We start from the raw sequence: 19,124 nt of genomic DNA, 5'->3' as shown, positions 1-19,124 counted from the left end.
AAATTGAACTAACATAAGTTAGTTCATTCGGTAAAATAAAATTTATTTTCTTGCCACATTTTTATTGCATTCCGGCTAGCTTCAAAATGAGGTTCAGGAAGATTATCGGGATCGCCCCACATAAACTGTTCACATTTTTCTGGTTCCATCAATTTTGGTTCACCACCTGGATGTTTTGCCAGTAAACATACTGAAATAGTATGTTTTCCTTCCTGTTGGTAAGTTTGAAGGTTATTACAAATACCGTAGACCTTTGGTGATTGAATCGTCAGACCCGTTTCTTCTTCAATTTCACGGATTGCACATTGCTCAAAAGTTTCTCCGTCATCAACATGACCACCAAAGATTGACCAGTATGGAGCATGTTTACTGCTACGTTTTCCGAGTAATACTTGACCATATTCGTTCACAATAACTACGCCAACACCCACAATGACAGACATTTGGTTTATTCCTTTCATCTAAATTTCAATAAATTAGCAATTCTTTTTGAGAAAAATTCAATGCTATTCTTATCTGGAAATCAATTTAAGACAACGATCAATAACGATCAATAAAGTACGGAATTTAACTGAAACGATTCAATTTTAGTGATATAAAGTGATATAAATAGAACTGAAAATGCGTAGTAATGATGATGATTATTTATTTAGGAGACATCAGGCAAATATGAGCCGTAGAGTTGCCACTATCACCCTAAACCCTGCTTATGATTTGGTAGGATTGTGCCCGGAAATCGTCAAAGGGGCGATCAACCGAGTGCAAGCCGCTGGACTACATGCTGCTGGGAAAGGCAATAATGTTGCTAAGGTTTTGCGTGACTTAGGTATTGATGTCACGGTGAGTGGTTTTTTGGGTAAGGAAAATCAGGAAGGATTTCAACAATTCTTCAATGAAAATGGTATGGTAAATCGTTTTCATTTAGTACCAGGCAGAACACGGATTAATGTCAAATTAACAGAAGAAAGCGGTGAAGTGACAGATTTTAACTTCACTGGTTTTTATGTCGGCGAAGCTGAATGGTCGGGATTTGTTAATGATTCGCTTTCATGGCTTGGACAGTTTGATATGGTTGTTGTGAGTGGTAGCTTACCGGTTGGTGTCTCTGCTGAATCGTTTACCGACTGGATGACCTGTCTACGTCAACTTTGTCCTTGCATTATTTTTGACAGCAGCCGTGAAGCATTGGTTGCAGGGTTAAAAGCATCCCCTTGGTTAGTGAAGCCGAATCGCCATGAGCTTGAAGTATGGGCGGGGCGTCTGTTACCTGAATTATCCGATATCATCATAGCGGCACATCAACTTAGGGATCAGGGAATTGCTCATGTTGTCATATCATTGGGTGAGCAGGGAGCATTATGGGTTAATGCGTCTGGAGCATGGTTGGCGAAACCACCACATTGTAAAGTCGTCAGCACTGTTGGGGCTGGTGATTCAATGGTTGGTGGCTTGGTTTATGGTTTGCTGATGCGGGAATCCAGTGAACATACGTTGCGATTGGCGACCGCTGTATCTGCACTTGCCGTTAGCCAGCCTAATGTTGGTATCAGCAATCGTACTGAATTAGCTGCCATGATGGCTAAAGTTGAACTGATACCCGTTAGATAATGCTTTAATTAAAGAATAATTAATTTTGTTGTAATTTCAGCCAGGCAATTTCTTGTGGCCAAATATCTGGGTTTATTGTTTCAAGGATGAGTGGAATACCATCAAAACGAGCATCTTTCATAATATAACTGAAAGGTGTTTTACCAATATTTCCTTCTCCAAGGCTATGATGTCGGTCAACACGGCTGGCGAATTCACTTTTGGCATCATTTAAATGCATTCCGCATAAATATTGAAAGCCAACAATTTTTTCAAACTGTTGAAAAGTTTGTTTACAAGCATCGTTTGTACGTAAATCGTAGCCAGCAGCAAAGGCGTGACAGGTATCAATACAGACACCCACTCGGTTTTTATCTTCAACTCCATCAATAATTGCTGCCAGATGTTCAAATTTGAAACCCAGATTAGTGCCTTGACCTGCCGTATTTTCGATAACAGCAATGACTCCCTGGGTTTTATTGAGAGCAATATTGATAGATTCCGCAATACGCGCCAGGCATTTATCCACATCTATTTTATTGAGATGGCTGCCAGGATGGAAATTCAATAAATCGATCCCTAATTGTTCGCAACGTTGCATCTCATCAATAAAAGCCAGTCGGGATTTTTCCAGTGCTTCAATTTCTGGGTGACCAAGATTAATCAGATAACTGTCGTGAGGGAGAATTTGTCGGCTACCATATCCATAACGTTCACAATTTTCTTTAAATTTATCGATAACGTCAGCGGCTAAAGGTGGAGCATGCCACTGGCGCTGATTTTTTGTAAATAGGGCAAAGGCGGTCGCTTTTAGTTCGTGCGCCCGGATAACTGCTTGATCAACTCCACCGGCAGCGCTGACATGTGCTCCAACAAATTTCATATTTTTCTCCTTCTTACTTTACGTCATTATGGCATTGTTCAATCACTCTATGAACCTTAAGAACGGAAAGGTTATATACCCGTTATCTTTCAAGTTGCCTCTTTGTTGGCTGCACTCGCTCACCCCGGTCACATCGTTAGCTATGCTCCCGGGGATTCTCTCCCTTGCCGTCGCGATGCATCTTGAAATCCATAAGGTATATGCTGTTGAAATAAAATTTCTCCGGGTGGATTCTGATCAGCCAAACAGATGTTGAATGCCAAGATTGATCAAAAGACCACCCGCCATCAGCCATACAAACAAAATTAGAGCCAATAAAATGGGTTTAAATCCGGCCTGACGGATGGCACTTACATGAGTAGTTAAACCCAGTGCCCCCATTGCCATAGTAAGCATAATAGTATCAACATTAATCAGAGAATTAATTATTGCAGCAGGTAGTAAATTGAAAGAGTTAAGACCTGCTATTGCAATAAAAATCACCGCAAACCAGGGGATAGTCATTGGTGTTTTCTCCTGATGGTTTCTGCCATTTTTAGTGTGGGCACGGCTAATGTAACGGGATAATAACAACAGGAATGGCGCCAACATCATAACCCTGATCATTTTACTGATAACGGCTGCGTTTTCCGTTTGATCGCTAATAGCATGCCCAACAGCAACAACTTGAGCAACTTCGTGAAGGGTGGAACCAGTAAAGATGCCGAAAGTTTCCTGAGTAAGTGGTAACCACTGATAAAGCTCATTGAGTTGATAAAACCACGGATAAATGAAAATAGCGATAGTGCCAAAGATGACAATTGTCGATACCGCAACAGCAACTTTACTGGCAGGGGCATTCACTACTGGCTCTGTTGCCATAATAGCTGCTGCGCCGCAGATACTGCTGCCGGCACCAATTAGTATCACCGTTTGCTGGTCTAATCCAAAGAGTGATTTGCCTAGCCACATTGCAATAAAGAAAGTGGAAGACAACATAGCAGCATCAATCAGAAGGCCGGTAATGCCAACATCGGCAATTTGTTGAAATGTCAAACGGAAGCCATAAAGAATAATACCTGCCCGCAGAAGATAATGTTTTGAGAAATGAATACCTTCATCACAATAAGGTTTGAGTAAAGGATAAACAGTATTACCGGCAATGATCCCTGCAAGGATCGCCAGTGTTAATGTGCCCAGTCCCATATTAATAAACCACGGAATATTGCCAGCATATATTGAAATTGCAGTAAGTGTTGCCGCTAATATTAACCCAAATATTAATTTCATACCGGGAATAGATGATTGTTTGCTGAATTTTTTGGCACGAATGTCAGACATAGAGGTTTCTCACTTTGCTTATATGTTTTAAACATAAGCATATAGCAGACTAATTTATCAGTAAAATTGATAATGTTTTTATATATAATCGAAAAAATTGGTAAGAAAGTGGATTTTTGTTAAGTTGTCTATTGCCGTATAAAATTAAAACAAGCTAATTTTGACTGACACCATATTTTGCGGGGCAATATGCACATCACATTGAGGCAGTTGGAAGTTTTTACTGAGGTATTGAAAAGCGGTTCAACGACGCAAGCCTCTCAGCAATTGGCACTATCTCAGTCCGCAGTGAGTGCCTCATTAACGGATCTGGAAAGCCAACTTGGCGTACAGCTTTTTGATCGGGTAGGAAAGCGATTGGTGACGAATGAACATGGTCGTCTACTCTATCCCAAGGCGTTGGCATTGCTAGAGCAAGCAGGGGAAATTCAGCAGTTATTCAAACAGGAGTTAGGAGCGCTACGTATCGCTGCCAGTAGCACCATTGGTAATTATATGTTGCCGGAAATGCTGGCAAATTATCGTCAGGATTTTCCTGATACGCCGCTAGAGTTAAATATCAGTAATACGCAGGATGTCATCAATTCTGTGCTGGAATTCCGTGTTGATCTTGGTTTGATAGAAGGTTCCTGTCATAGTCCTGAATTGATAACTCAACTATGGATGGAGGATGAGTTGGTTATTTTTTCTTCTCCTGAAAATCCGCTAGCTAAACAGGATCTAAAATTGGATGATTTAGTTAAGGCATTATGGATATTAAGGGAGAGGGGATCGGGTACAAGAGAAGTGCTGGATCATCTGTTGTTTGCCCATTTACCTGGGTTCAAGATTTTGATGGAATTGGGAAATTCTGAAGCGATAAAACATGCGGTCAAATTTGGTATGGGCATCAGTTGCTTGTCCAGACGAGTCGTTGCAGAGCAATTGCAAAATCGTACTTTACTGGAGTTAAAAGTGCCAGAATTAAGACTTTTCAGAACATTGTACCTGATTCATCATCGGCAAAAGCATATGTCTATCGCACTGCAAAAATTGCTCAGTTACTGCCGGTAAATTTTACGTTTTGTTTAAAATCCAAAATTAGCTGTGTTACTTATAATTTTCTCTAAATTATGAAGGTATCTTATAACAGTGCTTCCTCGCTATTTTGATAGTGAGGATTTGTTACAATCCGCCATCAGATTTATTTGCAGCTAACAGGAACAGAATGTCTCAACAACAAAAAAGTGTTTCCCTGAAACCAGCAACGCAACATTTGCGACGTGAATTGAAAGCTCGGCATCTGGCGATGATTGCCGTTGGCGGATCAATAGGCACCGGGTTATTCGTGGCTTCAGGTGCGACAGTTTCACAAGCAGGGCCTGGCGGAGCATTACTTTCCTATGCATTAATTGGCTTGATGGTTTATTTCCTGATGACCAGTTTGGGTGAACTGGCCGCTTATATGCCCGTTTCCGGTTCTTTCTCAACTTACGGTTCCAAATATGTTGAAGAAGGGTTTGGTTTCGCTCTGGGTTGGAACTACTGGTACAACTGGGCGGTGACTATCGCGGTGGATTTGGTTGCTGCCCAATTGGTTATGGGTTATTGGCTGCCGGATATGCCGGGTTGGATCTGGAGTGCGTTATTCCTCGCGCTGATTTTCCTACTGAATTTTATTTCAGTGAAAGGATTTGGTGAAGCTGAATACTGGTTCTCTTTAATTAAAGTCAGCACGGTTATTGTTTTTATTGTGGTCGGATTACTGATGATAGCCGGCATCATGAAAGGGGCAGAAGGTGCTGGATGGCATAACTGGACTATTGGTGATGCACCTTTTGCCGGTGGTTTCTCTGCCATGATTGGCGTGGCAATGATAGTTGGGTTTTCTTTCCAGGGAACTGAGCTAATTGGCATTGCGGCGGGTGAGTCAAAAGATCCGGCAAAAAATGTTCCCAGTGCTGTACGTAAGGTATTTTGGCGTATTCTGCTATTCTATGTTTTTGCGATCCTGATTATCAGTTTGATTATTCCTTATACTGATCCAAGCCTACTGCGTAATGAGGTCGGTGATATTAGTGTTAGTCCGTTTACGTTGGTATTTGAAAACGCTGGTTTGTTATCCGCCGCAGCTATGATGAATGCGGTTATTTTGACGGCTGTGCTGTCTGCGGGTAATTCAGGTATGTATGCATCGACTCGTATGTTGTTCACATTGGCAAAAGAGGGTAAAGCACCGAGGATTTTTGGCAAATTATCCAAAGGTGGTGTACCGCGTAATGCCTTGTATGCAACGACAGTGGTTGCTGCGTTGTGTTTCCTCAGTTCAATGTACGGTAACCAGACCGTCTATCTGTGGTTGTTGAATACTTCTGGGATGACCGGTTTTATTGCATGGTTGGGGATTGCTATTAGCCATTATCGTTTCCGCCGTGGTTATGTAGCTCAGGGGTTGGATTTAAGTAAATTACCTTATCGTTCAGGATTTTTCCCGGTTGGTCCAATCTTTGCGTTTGTTTTGTGTCTAACCATCACATTAGGACAGAATTATCAGGCATTTCTACAAGATAAAATTGACTGGTATGGTGTAACTGCAACTTATATTGGTATTCCACTATTCCTGTTGATTTGGTTTGGTTACAAATTAGTTAGGAAAACTCACTTTATCAAATATAGCGAGATGAAATTTCCTGATATCACGAATCAGTGAATGTAAATACGTTAAATCGTGATTAACAGGTCGGTAGGAATCTTTGAAAAAATTCCTACCGGCTTGGTTTTATGGTTTTTTTAATTCGATTCACGATTAATTTATTATTATCTTAATGTTTTATTTATTTGAGTAGATAAGCCGTTTTTGATAAGAAATTAAAAGAATACACTCATTTTGTGATCAAATAGGTATTTTTTATTTTTCATAGTGTTAATTCATGCAATTAATCACGTAATTTACCAAAATTTGTGTAGATCATATTGATAAGTATTCTCATTTGTCCTATTGTTAGTACCATAATTATTAATATGAAAGGGCTAACAAAATGAAATTTATGTCGCGATCCATAGCAAAGAGTATCAGTGTCGGCCTGTTAGCGGGTTCGGCAGTCATGGCAAGCTTCGCATCATGGGCTGAAACGGTCACCGATATAGTTGGTCGTACTGTTGAAGTTCCTGAGAATGTAAATCGTATTTTGTTGGGCGAAGGCCGTTTGTTCCACGCTATCGCTTTACTTGAAGGTGATAAACCACTGGCCCGTATTGCGGGTTGGCAAGGTGATTTCCGCAAACTGGACCCACAGTCTTACGCCGTCTATAAAGCTAAATTCCCTGAGATTGATAAGGTTCCTTTGATTGGTAACACCAGTGCTGATAGTGTCAGCTCTGAAAAAGTGTTAACCCTCAATCCGGATATCGCCATTTTTGGCTTGTCTGGTCATGGTCCTGGTAAAAACAGCGAACTGGTCGCCCAACTTGAAAAGGCAGGTGTTCCGGTTGTATTTGTTGATTTTCGTACTGAGCCGTTAAAGAATACGCTGCCGAGCATTCGTATGCTAGGTAAAGTACTAAATCGTGAAAAACAAGCGACAGAATATGCCGATTTTTACGAGAAAAATGTAAAACTGGTGACTGATATCACCAATAAAATCTCGGAAGAGAAAAAACCAACAGTATTTATCGACTTGAGAGCGGGTGCTTTTGAAGACTGCTGTGCGACTGCCGGTAATGGCAATATGGGTAATTTTATCGATTTGGCTGGTGGTAAAAACATTGCTAAAGGTGTTCTGCCAGGCGCACTTGGTAATATGAACCTCGAAAAAATTATTGCAGTTGACCCTTATATTTACATTGCTAGTGGGGCAAAAGCGCCAGACAGTAATGAACCTGGTGTAAAACTGGGAGCGCAATCTACGCCTGAACTAGCAAAAGCCAGTCTGAAACAAATGACTGAACGTAAAGGTATCAGCTCGTTGACTGCGGTCAAAGAGGGCAGAGACTATGCGATTTGGCATAACTACTACAATTCTCCCTATAATGTGGTAGCGACTCAGGTATTTGCTAAATGGTTCTATCCTGAGAAATTTACAGATTTAGATCCGCAGAAGACACTGAATGAATTACACAGTAAATTCCTGGCAGTTGATCCATCAGGGGTTTATTGGATCAGTGAAAAATAATCAGTAAGTCAGGTAACGGGAATAATGAGTGCCACTACCGAGCCGATGCCAATGGTGAAACAACAATTAGATGACAGCAGTGTAAAAGCCCATTACCAATATATTTTACGCCGCCGTATTGTGATGATGGTCTTCATCGTGCTGATTATTGGTGTTTCACTGGTATTAGATTTTACGATAGGTCCATCAGGTTTATCTTTGTCATCTCTCTGGCAGACTTTAGTATCGCCAGAGAGTGTGGATGCGGGTACACGGGTAATTGTTTGGGATATCCGTTTACCCTATGCCCTGATGGCGGTAGTGATTGGCCTGTCCCTTGGGTTGGCTGGCGCGGAAATGCAGACGATCTTAAATAACCCATTAGCCAGTCCCTCTACTTTAGGGGTTGCCCAGGCGGCTGCATTTGGTGCTGCGTTGGCGATTGTGTCTGGTATTGGTATTCCAGGCGTGCCTGATCAATGGTTCATTTCTGCGAATGCTTTCATTTTCGCCTTGTTGGCAGCATTGGTGCTGGATACGATTACTCGTTGGACACGAGTTGCTACGTCTGGGGTCGTATTATTTGGCATTGCATTAGTTTTTACCTTTGAAGCATTGGTTTCCATGATGCAGTTTATTGCAACGGAAGATACCCTTCAGGGGCTGGTACTTTGGACAATGGGTAGCCTTGCCAGAGCAACCTGGATAAAACTGGGTGTTATGTTGTTGGTGTTTGCCGCCGTTTTTCCTATTTCAATGATGAATTCTTGGAAGCTGACAGCGCTGCGCTTGGGTGAAGATCGTGCAATCAGTTTTGGTATTGATGTTCGTCGTCTGCGCCTGGGGACATTATTGCGTATCAGTATTCTTGCTGCTTTAGCAGTTGCCTTTGTTGGGCCAATTGCCTTTATCGGTTTAATTGCGCCACATATTGCCCGCATGATGTTTGGTGAAGATCATCGTTTCTATTTGCCAGCCAGTGCCTTGATTGGTGCACTGGTGCTGTCTATGGCGTCCATCGCCTCGAAAAACTTGATCCCGGGTGTCGTTATTCCTGTTGGGATCGTTACTGCGTTAGTTGGGGTTCCATTCTTCCTTAGCATAATCTTACGTCATAGGGCGAATATATGAATCCGGGATTAACCATTAACAATTTTTTTGCAGGTTATCCGAAACATTCTGTTATTGAAAATCTGAATGTTGCTCCGTTGCCTCGTGGGAAAATTACAGTATTGTTGGGGCCAAATGGTAGCGGTAAATCAACACTTTTGCGTTCTTTGGCTGGTTTAAATCGTGCAAGAGGCCAGCTTTGGCTTGATGGTCAAGATTTGATGAAGATGAGTTTTGTCCAGCGATCGGAAAATGTGGTTTATTTACCACAAAGCTTACCTGCTGGTGTTCATTTGCATGTACTGGAGTCAATTATCGTTGCTCAACGGGCATCCGGAGGGCGTTATTCTGAAACCAGCGAAGAAGAAGTGATGTTGCTGTTACGTCAGTTGGGGATTGAGCATCTGGCGTTATGTTATTTAGATCAGTTATCTGGCGGTCAAAAACAATTAGTCGGATTAGCACAGTCGTTAATTCGTAAACCAGCATTATTATTATTAGATGAACCACTTAGTGCGCTGGATTTAAATTATCAATATCACGTAATGGCGTTGGTGGCACAAGAAACTTATCAGCGGAATATTATTACTGTGGTCGTTGTGCATGATATTAATATCGCTTTGCGTCATGGTGACCATGTATTAATGTTGCAAAAAGGGCATTTAATTGCCGAGGGAACTCCTGAGCAGGTTATTACGCCAGATAGTCTGGCACAGGTTTATGGTGTCAAAGGCAGAATTGAACGTTGTTCTCAGGGTATTCCTCAGGTATTAGTTGATGGATTAGTTTCAAAGCTAGTGAGAGAAAATTCATTTTAACTTATTGTTTAATATATATTTTTAATAAAGTGTAGGCGCAGAATGCGTACAAAAATCAGAATGTGCATTGTCGTATATACCCTATGGATTTCAAGTTGCATCGCGACGGCAAGGGAACGAATCCCCGGGAGCATAGGTAACTATGTGACCGGGGTGAGTGAGTGCAGCCAACAAAGAGGCAGCTTGAAAGATGACGGGTATATACCCTATGGATTTAAAAGCTAAGCCATATTTGAAAGCTACAGTTTTTGTCTGGTTAATGCTGAGATTCATTCTTTACTGCGAAGAATAGTAAATGGAATAAGTTAATAAGATGGATTGTTGTAATTAATAAAAAATATTGTCTTATGTCTTATGGTAATAAGATGTAAGCAAACTAATAAAACCACACAGAGGTAAATATTTTATCCTCGTTATTTGAGCACATGTTGATTATCCATTTTTATAGATAAATAAAGTGTAATTATATCTCTTGGAGAATCGGGAATGGGTGTTTTTAATAAAAGAAAAATCGCGTTAGGTATTATTGCTGCAATCTCATCTGGCCCAGTTTTTGCGGCTAGTAGCAGTAATGACACTATTCTTGTCACTACGGCAGCTGGTTTTCAACAGAAAATTGAAGATGCGCCAGCGTCTATTTCTGTGGTGAGCCGTGAACAATTGGAAACTAAGGCTTATCGTGATGTGACTGATGCACTGAAAGATGTGCCAGGTGTCGTTGTTACAGGTGGTGCTAGCAGCAGTGATATCAGTATTCGCGGTATGGCGTCTCAATATACAATGATTCTGGTTGATGGTAAGCGTGTTGATACCCGTGGTACTCGTCCAAACCGTGATAATTCTGGGATTGAACAGGGGTGGTTGCCGCCATTGGCCGCGATAGAACGTATCGAGGTTGTTCGTGGTCCTATGTCTTCTCTTTATGGTTCTGATGCGATGGGAGGGGTGATTAACATCATTACCCGTAAGGCACAGAAAGAGTGGAAAACCAGCTTCCGCGCTGATGGCACTTTGCAGGAGCGTTCTAAATCAGGTAATAGTCATCAGAGTAGTGTGTATACGTCAGGTCCAATTATTGATGGATTATTAGGGCTGAAAGTGAGCGGCCTGTATTCTCACCGTAATGAAGATAAATTTATCGGTGGGTTTAACAAACAGGAAATGCGTAATGGTTCAGCCACTTTCTCTTTCACTCCCGATGAGCAGAATACTTTTGATTTTGAAGCGGGACGTTATGAGCAAGATCGTGATTCTACTGTAGGGAAAACAAAGACAAGTAGTTGGCGATCTCCAGGTAATAGTCAAAGTCGATATAAAAGAAATAATTACTCTATCACCCATAATGGCGTTTACGATTTTGGAACGTCGACAACGTACTTCCAGCGTGATGAATCACGTAATCCTGGTCGTGATATGAAATATTACGATAATCTGTTCAATACTCATACAGTGTTTATGTTGGATGATCATTCATTGAGTATAGGTGGTCAGTATCGTTATGAAGATTTACGCGATGAAGGGAATCAATTAGCTTCTGCTAAAAATATCAATAAGCTGAACCGTTGGAGTTGGGCGTTATTTGCTGAAGATGAATGGCAAATGACCAATGACTTTGCTCTGACCGGTGGTATCCGCATGGATAAAGACGAAAACTTCGGTGACCATTGGACTCCACGTTTGTACGGTGTATGGCATGTTGATGAGCAATGGACGATTAAAGGAGGCGTTTCTACAGGATATCGTTCACCAGAATTACGTCAGGCAGCATCTAATTGGGGGCAGATTACGGGTGGCGGTGGTGATCCAGCGATTATCGTCGGTAATCCGGATTTGAAACCGGAGAAGAGCTTCAATCAGGAAATTGGTGTTATCTGGAACAATCGGGATAACTTTAATGTCGGTTTAACAATATTCAACACTGAATTTAAAGATAAAATTACTGAATTACGTCGTTGTACCGATCCAAGTGGTAAATCTCAGGGCAAATGTGTTATTGATGGCACTGCTTATAAATTTATCAGTGACCGTGTGAACATTGATAAAGCCAATATGCGTGGTGTAGAAGCGACGATGAACTGGGATATTGTTGATAACTGGGTATTGGCTGCAAACTATACGTATACTGATTCTGAGCAAAAGAGCGGTAACTTCAAAGGGAAGCCTTTGAATAAGATGCCTAAACATATGGTGAATGCAACCTTAAACTGGCAGGTTTTACCAGAAATGCAAACTTGGGCGCGTGTTAACTACCGTGGCAAAACTTCGAATTATTTATCACGTACCTCTATGGGGACAGGAACACCGTCTTATACCTTTGTGGATATCGGTGTCAGCTATTATCTGGCTGAAGGTTTACGCTTGGTAGGGGGGGTATATAACGTGTTTGAAAAACAAGTGACTGAAGACACCCATGATATAGTATTGGATGGCCGTCGTTATAACATTGGTATTAATTACGACTTTTGATAATACGTTCTAACTAACTATACCCTATGGATTTCAAGATGGATCGCGACGGCAAGGGAGTGAATCCCCGGGAGCATAGGTAACTATGTGACCGGGGTGAACGAGTGCAGCCAACAAAGAGGCAACTTGAAAGATAACGGGTATATTTTATAATCCTCCTTGTTTGTCGCTGACAAGGAGGATTTTTGTTTTTTGCTTATACCTGTAAAACTGAATAGAAATCCGTTTTGTGTTGTGTTAAAACTTAGCCACATTAAAAAAATGTATATGACACCGTCAAATTCCATAGCGTCATCAATGAGTGTGGTAAAAAATAATGAACTTTTAGTGTGGTGAGTATTGCTATTTCAGGTCTTCAAGTGCAGAATTCGCCCACTAGAGAATAACTGATGCGTTTATATGCGTCGGTTATTTTTTTTGCTATGACTTATTTTTTACTATACCAGAGGCCGGACTCTGAGCCGGATAGATAATTGGCCCACGATCAACCGCAATGAGAATCGGTTGCCGTAATGAGGAACGCTAATATGGAGCAATTATTTCCTTTCGCACTTGTGCCAATTGGCACATGCTGCTGCATCGATGACTATGGAGCATTGAGCTCTGCATATAATCCAGCCTCTAATTCTACTGCCTATAGGCAGAAGCGAAGTCTTCCCAGTAACTATCGATTAAGTAGTGTCATAACACGAATCGGAGTTATGGGAGGTTTTGCTCATGACTCATAATACTGTAATCACACTAGGTACCAACCAGACTGGTGCTAATAATCGCGTTCAGCTCAGAAAAACACTGACCTTGGTTCAGGTAGTGATGATGGGTCTTGCTTATCTGCAACCTATGACTATCTTTGATACTTTCGGTATTGTTTCTGGTTTGACTAACGGTCACGTAGCGACATCCTACGCTATTGCTTTGATCGCAATTCTGTTTACCGCCGTGAGCTACGGGAAGTTGGTAAAACGTTTCCCTTCTGCTGGATCTGCATATACTTATGCACAAAAATCCATTAGTCCGCATGTTGGCTTTATGGTGGGTTGGTCATCGCTATTGGACTATATGTTCATGCCGATGATTAATATCTTGTTAGCGAAAATTTATCTTCAGGCCATTTTTCCTAGCGTAGATCCGTGGATCTTCGTTGTGGGTTTTGCATTACTGATGACCGCTTTTAACCTGCGTGGCATTAACGTTGTTGCTAATCTCAACACGGCTATTGTTATTGTTCAGGTGGCCATTATGGTCGTATTTGTGGGTTTACTGATCCACGGTGTGTACAACGGGGAAGGAGTAGGAACTTTATGGAATGCGAAACCATTTGTTTCTGAAGATGCCCATTTGATCCCAATGATTACTGGGGCGACGATTTTGTGCTTCTCATTTCTAGGGTTTGATGGCATTAGTTCGTTGTCCGAAGAGACTCCGAATGCTGGTAAGGTGATTCCGAAAGCGATTTTCCTGACAGTATTAATCGGTGGTGTTATCTTCATTGCGGTTTCTTATTTCTTGCAGCTCTATTTTCCGGATATTTCTCGGTTCAAGAACCCGGATGAATCTCAGCCAGAAATTATGCTGTATGTAGCAGGTACTCTGTTCCAATCCATTATTTTGGTGTTCTCTTGTGTCACTGTTTTGGCTTCTGGTATGGCGGCTCACGCGGGGGTTTCCCGTTTGCTCTATGTTATGGGGCGCGATGGTGTATTTCCTGAGAAAATATTTGGCTATGTTCATCCAAAATGGCGGACTCCGATAATCAACGTATTGTTGGTAGGCACCATAGGGTTATCTGCGATTACCTTTGATCTGGTTACTGCAACAGCTCTGATTAACTTTGGTGCGTTGATAGCGTTCACCTTTGTAAACTTATCAGTTATTTCTCAATTCTATATCCGTGAACGTCGTAACCGTACATTAAAAGATACCATTAATTTCTTGATATTACCTGTGATAGGTGCTTGTACTGTTAGCGTACTATGGATGAATCTGGAGCAAAGTTCTATGGAATTGGGGCTAACTTGGGGAGCAATTGGTCTAGTTTATATGGTATTCCTGACCCGTCGCTTCCGTCAGCCGATGCCTCAATACTCTGAAATGGTTTAATATTTAGCAAAAGAATAATGGCGCCGAATTTGGCGCCATTATTTTTACTATGTTGCTAATTTTACCGTAATAGTTAACGAAAAGGAGCTTAAGAAAAAAAACAGCGAGGTCGCTTACAGATAAGAAAAATTTCAACGGTAAACGAAGAAAAACAATCTATGCTCTGAGAGGTAATTGTATATTAAGGAAGAGACTATGAATGATGCAAAGACCTCTCAAAATCAGCAACTCATTACTACCCTGACCAATATTGTCGGTAAATCTCATATCCTGACTGCTCCCCATAAAACTGAACGTTATCGTAAAGGCTTTCGCTCCGGCCAGGGAGATGCTTTAGCCGTTGTATTTCCCGGCTCGCTGGTGGAACAGTGGCGTGTGTTTAAGGTCTGCGTTGAAGCAGATAAAATCATTTTAATGCAGGCGGCCAACACGGGTATAACTGAAGGTTCTACTCCGAATGGTAAGGATTACGATCGTGACATAGTCATTATTAGCACGCTGCGCATGAATAAAATTCAGATTTTAAAACAGTATAATCAGGTAGTTGCATTACCTGGCAGTACATTATGGCAACTTGAACGGGCGCTCAAGCCGCTGGGACGTGAACCACATTCAGTTATCGGTTCTTCCTGTATTGGCGCTTCTGTGATTGGGGGCATCTGTAATAACTCAGGAGGTTCTTTAGTTCATCGTGGGCCGGCTTATACCGAAATGGCATTGTATGGACGTGTTAATGAGTGTGGTAAGCCAGAATTGATTAATCATCTGGGTATCTATTTGGGAGAAACACCAGAAGAGATTCTCTCTTGTCTGGAAGAACAGCGTTACAGTGATCAGGATGTAGAACAGGGTCAGCGTAAAGCATCTGATCATGAATATGCCCAACGAGTACGTGACGTAGATGCTGATACTCCATCTCGTTTTAATTCTGACGAGCGTCGTTTATTTGAAGCTTCAGGTTGTGCGGGTAAGTTGGTTGTGTTTGCTGTGCGGCTCGATACTTTTCCGGCAGAACCTTTGTCTCAAGTATTTTATATCGGTACCAACCAAACTGGCGTATTGACGGAATTGCGTCGCCATATATTAGCAAATTTTCATAATTTACCGGTGGCGGGTGAATATATGCACCGGGATATTTTCGATATTGCGGAAACTTACGGTAAAGATACTTTCATCATGATTGATAAGCTTGGCACGGATAAGATGCCGGCTTATTTTACTTTGAAAGGGAGAATGGACGCTCTTTTCAACCGAATTCCATTTTTACCTGTCAATCTTATCGATCGCATTATGCAGGGGTTAAGTCGTTTACTTCCCTCCCACTTGCCTAAACGTTTGAAAGAATATCGTAATCGTTTTGAGCACCATTTGATATTAAAAATGTCAGGTGATGGGGTTGAAGAGGCCAGAAGCTGGTTGGAAGAATATTTTAGCCGGGTGGAAGGGGATTTTTTTGCTTGTACGCCGGAGGAGGGTGCTAAAGCGTTCTTGCATCGTTTTTCCGCCGGTGGTTCAGCGATCCGTTATCAAGCGGTGCATAGTAACGAAGTAGAGAATATCCTGTCACTTGATATCGCTCTGCGCCGCAATGATCGTGAATGGTTTGAACAATTACCCCCAGAGTTTGATGATGTATTGGTACACAAACTTTATTGCGGGCATTTTATGTGCTACGTGTTTCATCAGGATTACATTGTGAAAAAAGGGGTGGACGTACAGGCATTGAAAGAAAGAATGATAGAGCTGCTTGATAAACGAGGAGCGGAATATCCCGCAGAGCATAATGTGGGTCATCTATATCAGGCTAAACTTCAACTTAAGGCTTTTTATCGGATGACTGATCCCACTAACACTCTCAATCCCGGAATTGGGAAAACATCCAAGTTGAAAAATTGGGGTGAAAGATCTTAATGTCAATATTCTCAGTAGTGACAATGTCATGTTGTCACTAGGAAAGTTTAAATCTGTAAAGATTGATGAGAGAGTTATCCTGTCGGAAAGGCGAGTATATATGACTCGCCGTTTTATATTTACCTACTGTCTGTTTAATTATCCGACCAGTTTTGCCGCATACTCCATGAGTGCTTTAAGTTGACGGCATTTTTCTTCGTTGCCTTGATATTCAGTGAAGAGTTGTTCAATTATAAAGAAATATTCACTCAGCTTATCTTGAGTTAATACATCTTGACGATGACGTAACCAGTGTTGTTGTTCATCGTAAGTTAGAGTAGCAGGGTAGTTTCTGGCTCTATAGCGGAATAACAGCGTTTTAATACGTGGGTCCTGAAAAGTCAGATCGAGTGCAGGTAAATTCTGAGGTAATGTCTCACGGATAATATTCATTGCTGCTTTATCGGCACTACTAAAAAAACCATCATACAGCTTAGCATCAACATTATCAGATTCAGGGAAAGGTTCAGCCTCTGCAAATAGCTCTACAACTTTTTCTCTAATTTGTGGATTATTTCGCAGAATAGCCAGATTTCTTTCACAATGATCACGATCCAAACCGATACGCTCAGCGTCTTCTGTTCGCAAAGTATTATCGGGGGCGACTATTGGGCACTTATTAATATGAACCAGTTTTATCGGGACTGGTAGTTGATCTGGCTGTAATTCATCATGGCGGGTATATAGACGTTCACGCAATGTATCTGCATCCAATTCCAGTAATGGTGAAATATCTCCGGCTAAATCGCACATAATAACGGCATTCTGATTTACCGGATGCCAGGCAAGAGGTGCAACCAAACTGAGATTGCTGCGAGCAGCGCCAAACATCCCGGAAACATGAACCAGCGGTTTCATTTGGGGAATATCGATGAGGGCGCTAATTTTCTGCTTATTTCTTAACTGAAAGAAATAATTAAACATCCTTGGCTGTACTTCTTTGAGTAATTTTGCCATTGCGATTGTGGCATAGACATCGGACATCGCATCGTGAGCATGTGAATGTTCAACACCATTTGCCTTAGTCAGATGTTCTAGCTTAAAGCTAGGTAGACCATCTTCATTCTTTGGCCAGACAATACCTTCGGGGCGCAAGGCATAACAGGCACGTAATACATCAAGTAAATCCCAACGGGAATTACCTTTTTGCCAACTATAAGCGTACGGATCATAAAAATTGCGGTAAAAAATATTACGGCTGACTTCATCATCAAACCGAATATTGTTATAACCGAGGATACAACTGTTCGGTACACTGAATACATTATGAATCTGGCGGGCAAATTCCGCTTCATTGACCCCTTTTTCTAATGCAATTTGCGGAGTAATACCTGTAATCATGACAGCTTCTGGTTGTGGCAGATAATCATCAGCAGGTGAACAGTAAATAACTAATGGCTCTTCAATAATATTGAAATCCATATCAGTACGAACACCAGCAAATTGAGCCGGTCTGTCTAAGGCCGGATGTTGACCAAAAGTTTCGTAGTCGTGGATGTAGAAAGTGGGTTGTTCGCTGTTATTTTTCACGGTTGTTCAATGTCCAATGATGTTAATTGTTTGTTTTTTCAGAGAATGGACGACATTTTTGCCATAAAATAGAGACAATTGTTGTTTACTATCTTAGAGAATCTGGTAATTGCAATCAATATTGTATACCCGTTATCTTTCAAGTTGCCTCTTTGTTGGCTGCACTCACTCACCCCGGTCACATAGTTATCTATGCTCCCGGGGATTCGCTCCCTTGCCGCCGCGATCCATCTTGAAATCCATAGGGTATATACATGTTTTCCTGCTTTTTGTTTTGCGATTGGAGGCCGATTATTAACATTTTGGGTACTTGGAATAAAAAATTGTCTATTTTAAGACCATTTACCCTTGACAATATTGACCTGCCTACCACAGTATCCATCGAAGTATTGAAAAAATAAACGAGGTGAATATGTCAAATTTAATTTATTTAACAGTTAAAGGCCAAAACCAAGGGTTAATTTCTGCTGGATGTTTCACATCATCCGGTAATTATCACTAAATCTATTGATAAAGCTTCTCCTTTATTAGCAAAATAACGGAAAAAATAAAAGAAAAATGTATATTACTCCAATAGGTTACAATTAGTAAGCATAAAAGTTATTCTTCACCAAGGTAGATTTGACTAATAAGTACATTTTTCAGGGGGGCTATTTCAATGGTATTATTACCGGCAATCTATAAAGACCTTTTACTAGTTTGCTGATGAATTGTTTAGGCAATTTTACCAGCAAACAGGGCATATAATAATTATAATATATTTTTCCTTATTAAGGATAATTAACTTCTTGAAAATGCTCATTAATAGATTCAATATATTGATCATTTAAACCAGTTTCATATTGAATTATTTCAAGTAAGTTTATTCTATTAACACTATAAAATGGTTTGATGGAAATCCCATTTTTGGAATGAGTTATTTTTATAATTGGAATTCTTGTTCTACGTGCATGACCAAAAGAGATTTCGTAACCATCCAAATAAAAAGGAATTTTTTTCATCACTAACCTAATCATCGTTATATTTTTCGTCAATTTTAATTATGTTTCAGTAATAAAGAATTTTTTATTTTATTATTAAGATGAATATCATAAATATAGTGATTTTTGTAAGGTGTTTAACTAATAAACTAATAAACTAATAAACTAATAAACTAATAAACTAATAAACTAATAAACTAATAAACTAATAAACTAATAAACTAATAAACTAATAAACTAATAAACTAAT

Annotated in this window: 16 protein-coding genes; 10 read left to right on the top strand and 6 right to left on the bottom strand. The window is 40.7% G+C overall.

Annotated features, from left to right (window positions below):
* Positions 1–23 precede the first annotated feature (23 nt).
* Positions 24–443 carry an NUDIX hydrolase gene (locus tag ACGF49_RS19445; protein ID WP_262978120.1) on the bottom strand — a complete coding sequence of 140 codons (420 nt, stop codon included), beginning with the start codon at positions 441–443 and terminating at the stop codon, positions 24–26.
* A 226-nt stretch (positions 444–669) separates the two neighbouring features.
* On the opposite strand from ACGF49_RS19445, the gene fruK reads away from it, so the two are divergent.
* Positions 670–1,608, top strand: a complete 939-nt coding sequence (gene fruK, locus ACGF49_RS19440) for a 1-phosphofructokinase (RefSeq protein WP_113041920.1) — start codon at positions 670–672, stop codon at positions 1,606–1,608.
* A 19-nt stretch (positions 1,609–1,627) separates the two neighbouring features.
* Here fruK and nfo read toward each other — a convergent pair whose 3' ends face one another.
* Both nfo and ACGF49_RS19430 read right to left on the bottom strand, forming a co-directional pair.
* Positions 1,628–2,470: a deoxyribonuclease IV gene (nfo, locus tag ACGF49_RS19435; RefSeq protein ID WP_228902666.1), complete on the bottom strand. Its 843-nt coding sequence runs from the start codon at positions 2,468–2,470 to the stop codon at positions 1,628–1,630.
* Positions 2,471–2,707: 237 nt separating this feature from the next.
* Positions 2,708–3,790 carry a YeiH family protein gene (locus ACGF49_RS19430; protein ID WP_387492357.1) on the bottom strand — a complete coding sequence of 361 codons (1,083 nt, stop codon included), beginning with the start codon at positions 3,788–3,790 and terminating at the stop codon, positions 2,708–2,710.
* Positions 3,791–3,979: 189 nt separating this feature from the next.
* Here ACGF49_RS19430 and yieE point away from each other — a divergent pair, with 189 nt between their 5' ends.
* The 9 genes from yieE to dld all read left to right on the top strand — a co-directional run bounded on the left by yieE (position 3,980) and on the right by dld (position 16,325).
* On the top strand, positions 3,980–4,843 hold the full coding sequence (yieE, locus tag ACGF49_RS19425) for a DNA-binding transcriptional regulator YeiE (RefSeq protein ID WP_113041917.1): 864 nt from the start codon (positions 3,980–3,982) through the stop codon (positions 4,841–4,843).
* Between the two features lie 154 nt (positions 4,844–4,997).
* The gene (locus ACGF49_RS19420) at positions 4,998–6,479 is read left to right on the top strand and encodes an amino acid permease (RefSeq protein ID WP_113041916.1); all 1,482 of its coding nucleotides are present in this window, start codon (positions 4,998–5,000) and stop codon (positions 6,477–6,479) included.
* Between the two features lie 328 nt (positions 6,480–6,807).
* A complete protein-coding gene (locus ACGF49_RS19415; protein ID WP_228902706.1) occupies positions 6,808–7,941 on the top strand; it encodes an ABC transporter substrate-binding protein in 1,134 nt (377 codons plus the stop codon).
* Between the two features lie 24 nt (positions 7,942–7,965).
* Positions 7,966–9,051 carry an iron ABC transporter permease gene (locus tag ACGF49_RS19410; RefSeq protein WP_113041914.1) on the top strand — a complete coding sequence of 362 codons (1,086 nt, stop codon included), beginning with the start codon at positions 7,966–7,968 and terminating at the stop codon, positions 9,049–9,051.
* Positions 9,048–9,848 carry an ABC transporter ATP-binding protein gene (locus ACGF49_RS19405; RefSeq protein ID WP_113041913.1) on the top strand — a complete coding sequence of 267 codons (801 nt, stop codon included), beginning with the start codon at positions 9,048–9,050 and terminating at the stop codon, positions 9,846–9,848. The genes ACGF49_RS19410 and ACGF49_RS19405 overlap by 4 nt, the downstream gene beginning before the upstream one ends.
* Positions 9,849–9,890: 42 nt before the next feature.
* Positions 9,891–10,073, top strand: coding sequence for a hypothetical protein (locus ACGF49_RS19400; RefSeq protein WP_387492353.1), 183 nt, complete (start codon positions 9,891–9,893; stop codon positions 10,071–10,073).
* 261 nt (positions 10,074–10,334) lie between these two features.
* A complete protein-coding gene (locus tag ACGF49_RS19395; RefSeq protein WP_113041911.1) occupies positions 10,335–12,314 on the top strand; it encodes a ligand-gated channel protein in 1,980 nt (659 codons plus the stop codon).
* Between the two features lie 717 nt (positions 12,315–13,031).
* Positions 13,032–14,414, top strand: a complete 1,383-nt coding sequence (locus tag ACGF49_RS19390) for an APC family permease (RefSeq protein ID WP_228902704.1) — start codon at positions 13,032–13,034, stop codon at positions 14,412–14,414.
* A 195-nt stretch (positions 14,415–14,609) separates the two neighbouring features.
* Positions 14,610–16,325, top strand: a complete 1,716-nt coding sequence (gene dld / locus ACGF49_RS19385) for a D-lactate dehydrogenase (RefSeq protein WP_113041909.1) — start codon at positions 14,610–14,612, stop codon at positions 16,323–16,325.
* A gap of 138 nt (positions 16,326–16,463) precedes the next feature.
* Here dld and sbcB read toward each other — a convergent pair whose 3' ends face one another.
* The 3 genes from sbcB to ACGF49_RS19370 all read right to left on the bottom strand — a co-directional run bounded on the left by sbcB (position 16,464) and on the right by ACGF49_RS19370 (position 18,895).
* Complete coding sequence (gene sbcB, locus ACGF49_RS19380) at positions 16,464–17,894, bottom strand: exodeoxyribonuclease I (RefSeq protein ID WP_113041908.1); 1,431 nt, start codon at positions 17,892–17,894, stop codon at positions 16,464–16,466.
* A gap of 38 nt (positions 17,895–17,932) precedes the next feature.
* Complete coding sequence (locus tag ACGF49_RS19375; protein WP_158536529.1) at positions 17,933–18,076, bottom strand: hypothetical protein; 144 nt, start codon at positions 18,074–18,076, stop codon at positions 17,933–17,935.
* A gap of 588 nt (positions 18,077–18,664) precedes the next feature.
* Entirely contained in the window at positions 18,665–18,895 is a 231-nt protein-coding gene (locus ACGF49_RS19370) for a hypothetical protein (RefSeq protein WP_113041906.1), read from the bottom strand.
* Positions 18,896–19,124: the final 229 nt, after the last annotated feature.

Source organism: Photorhabdus sp. RM96S (assembly GCF_042879335.1).
GTDB lineage: Bacteria > Pseudomonadota > Gammaproteobacteria > Enterobacterales > Enterobacteriaceae > Photorhabdus > Photorhabdus kayaii.
The sequence above is the reverse complement of the archived record's forward strand: the minus strand, read 5'-3'. Positions and strand labels throughout refer to the sequence as shown.

Excerpts from the sequence above, each read along its gene's own strand:
- ACGF49_RS19445 (WP_262978120.1), bottom strand. The coding sequence starts at position 443 with ATGTCTGTCATTGTGGGTGTTGGCGTAGTTATTGTGAACGAATATGGT.
- fruK (WP_113041920.1), top strand. The coding sequence starts at position 670 with ATGAGCCGTAGAGTTGCCACTATCACCCTAAACCCTGCTTATGATTTG.
- nfo (WP_228902666.1), bottom strand. The coding sequence starts at position 2,470 with ATGAAATTTGTTGGAGCACATGTCAGCGCTGCCGGTGGAGTTGATCAA.
- ACGF49_RS19430 (WP_387492357.1), bottom strand. The coding sequence starts at position 3,790 with ATGTCTGACATTCGTGCCAAAAAATTCAGCAAACAATCATCTATTCCC.
- yieE (WP_113041917.1), top strand. The coding sequence starts at position 3,980 with ATGCACATCACATTGAGGCAGTTGGAAGTTTTTACTGAGGTATTGAAA.
- ACGF49_RS19420 (WP_113041916.1), top strand. The coding sequence starts at position 4,998 with ATGTCTCAACAACAAAAAAGTGTTTCCCTGAAACCAGCAACGCAACAT.
- ACGF49_RS19415 (WP_228902706.1), top strand. The coding sequence starts at position 6,808 with ATGAAATTTATGTCGCGATCCATAGCAAAGAGTATCAGTGTCGGCCTG.
- ACGF49_RS19410 (WP_113041914.1), top strand. The coding sequence starts at position 7,966 with ATGAGTGCCACTACCGAGCCGATGCCAATGGTGAAACAACAATTAGAT.
- ACGF49_RS19405 (WP_113041913.1), top strand. The coding sequence starts at position 9,048 with ATGAATCCGGGATTAACCATTAACAATTTTTTTGCAGGTTATCCGAAA.
- ACGF49_RS19400 (WP_387492353.1), top strand. The coding sequence starts at position 9,891 with ATGCGTACAAAAATCAGAATGTGCATTGTCGTATATACCCTATGGATT.
- ACGF49_RS19395 (WP_113041911.1), top strand. The coding sequence starts at position 10,335 with ATGGGTGTTTTTAATAAAAGAAAAATCGCGTTAGGTATTATTGCTGCA.
- ACGF49_RS19390 (WP_228902704.1), top strand. The coding sequence starts at position 13,032 with ATGACTCATAATACTGTAATCACACTAGGTACCAACCAGACTGGTGCT.
- dld (WP_113041909.1), top strand. The coding sequence starts at position 14,610 with ATGAATGATGCAAAGACCTCTCAAAATCAGCAACTCATTACTACCCTG.
- ACGF49_RS19370 (WP_113041906.1), bottom strand. The coding sequence starts at position 18,895 with ATGAAAAAAATTCCTTTTTATTTGGATGGTTACGAAATCTCTTTTGGT.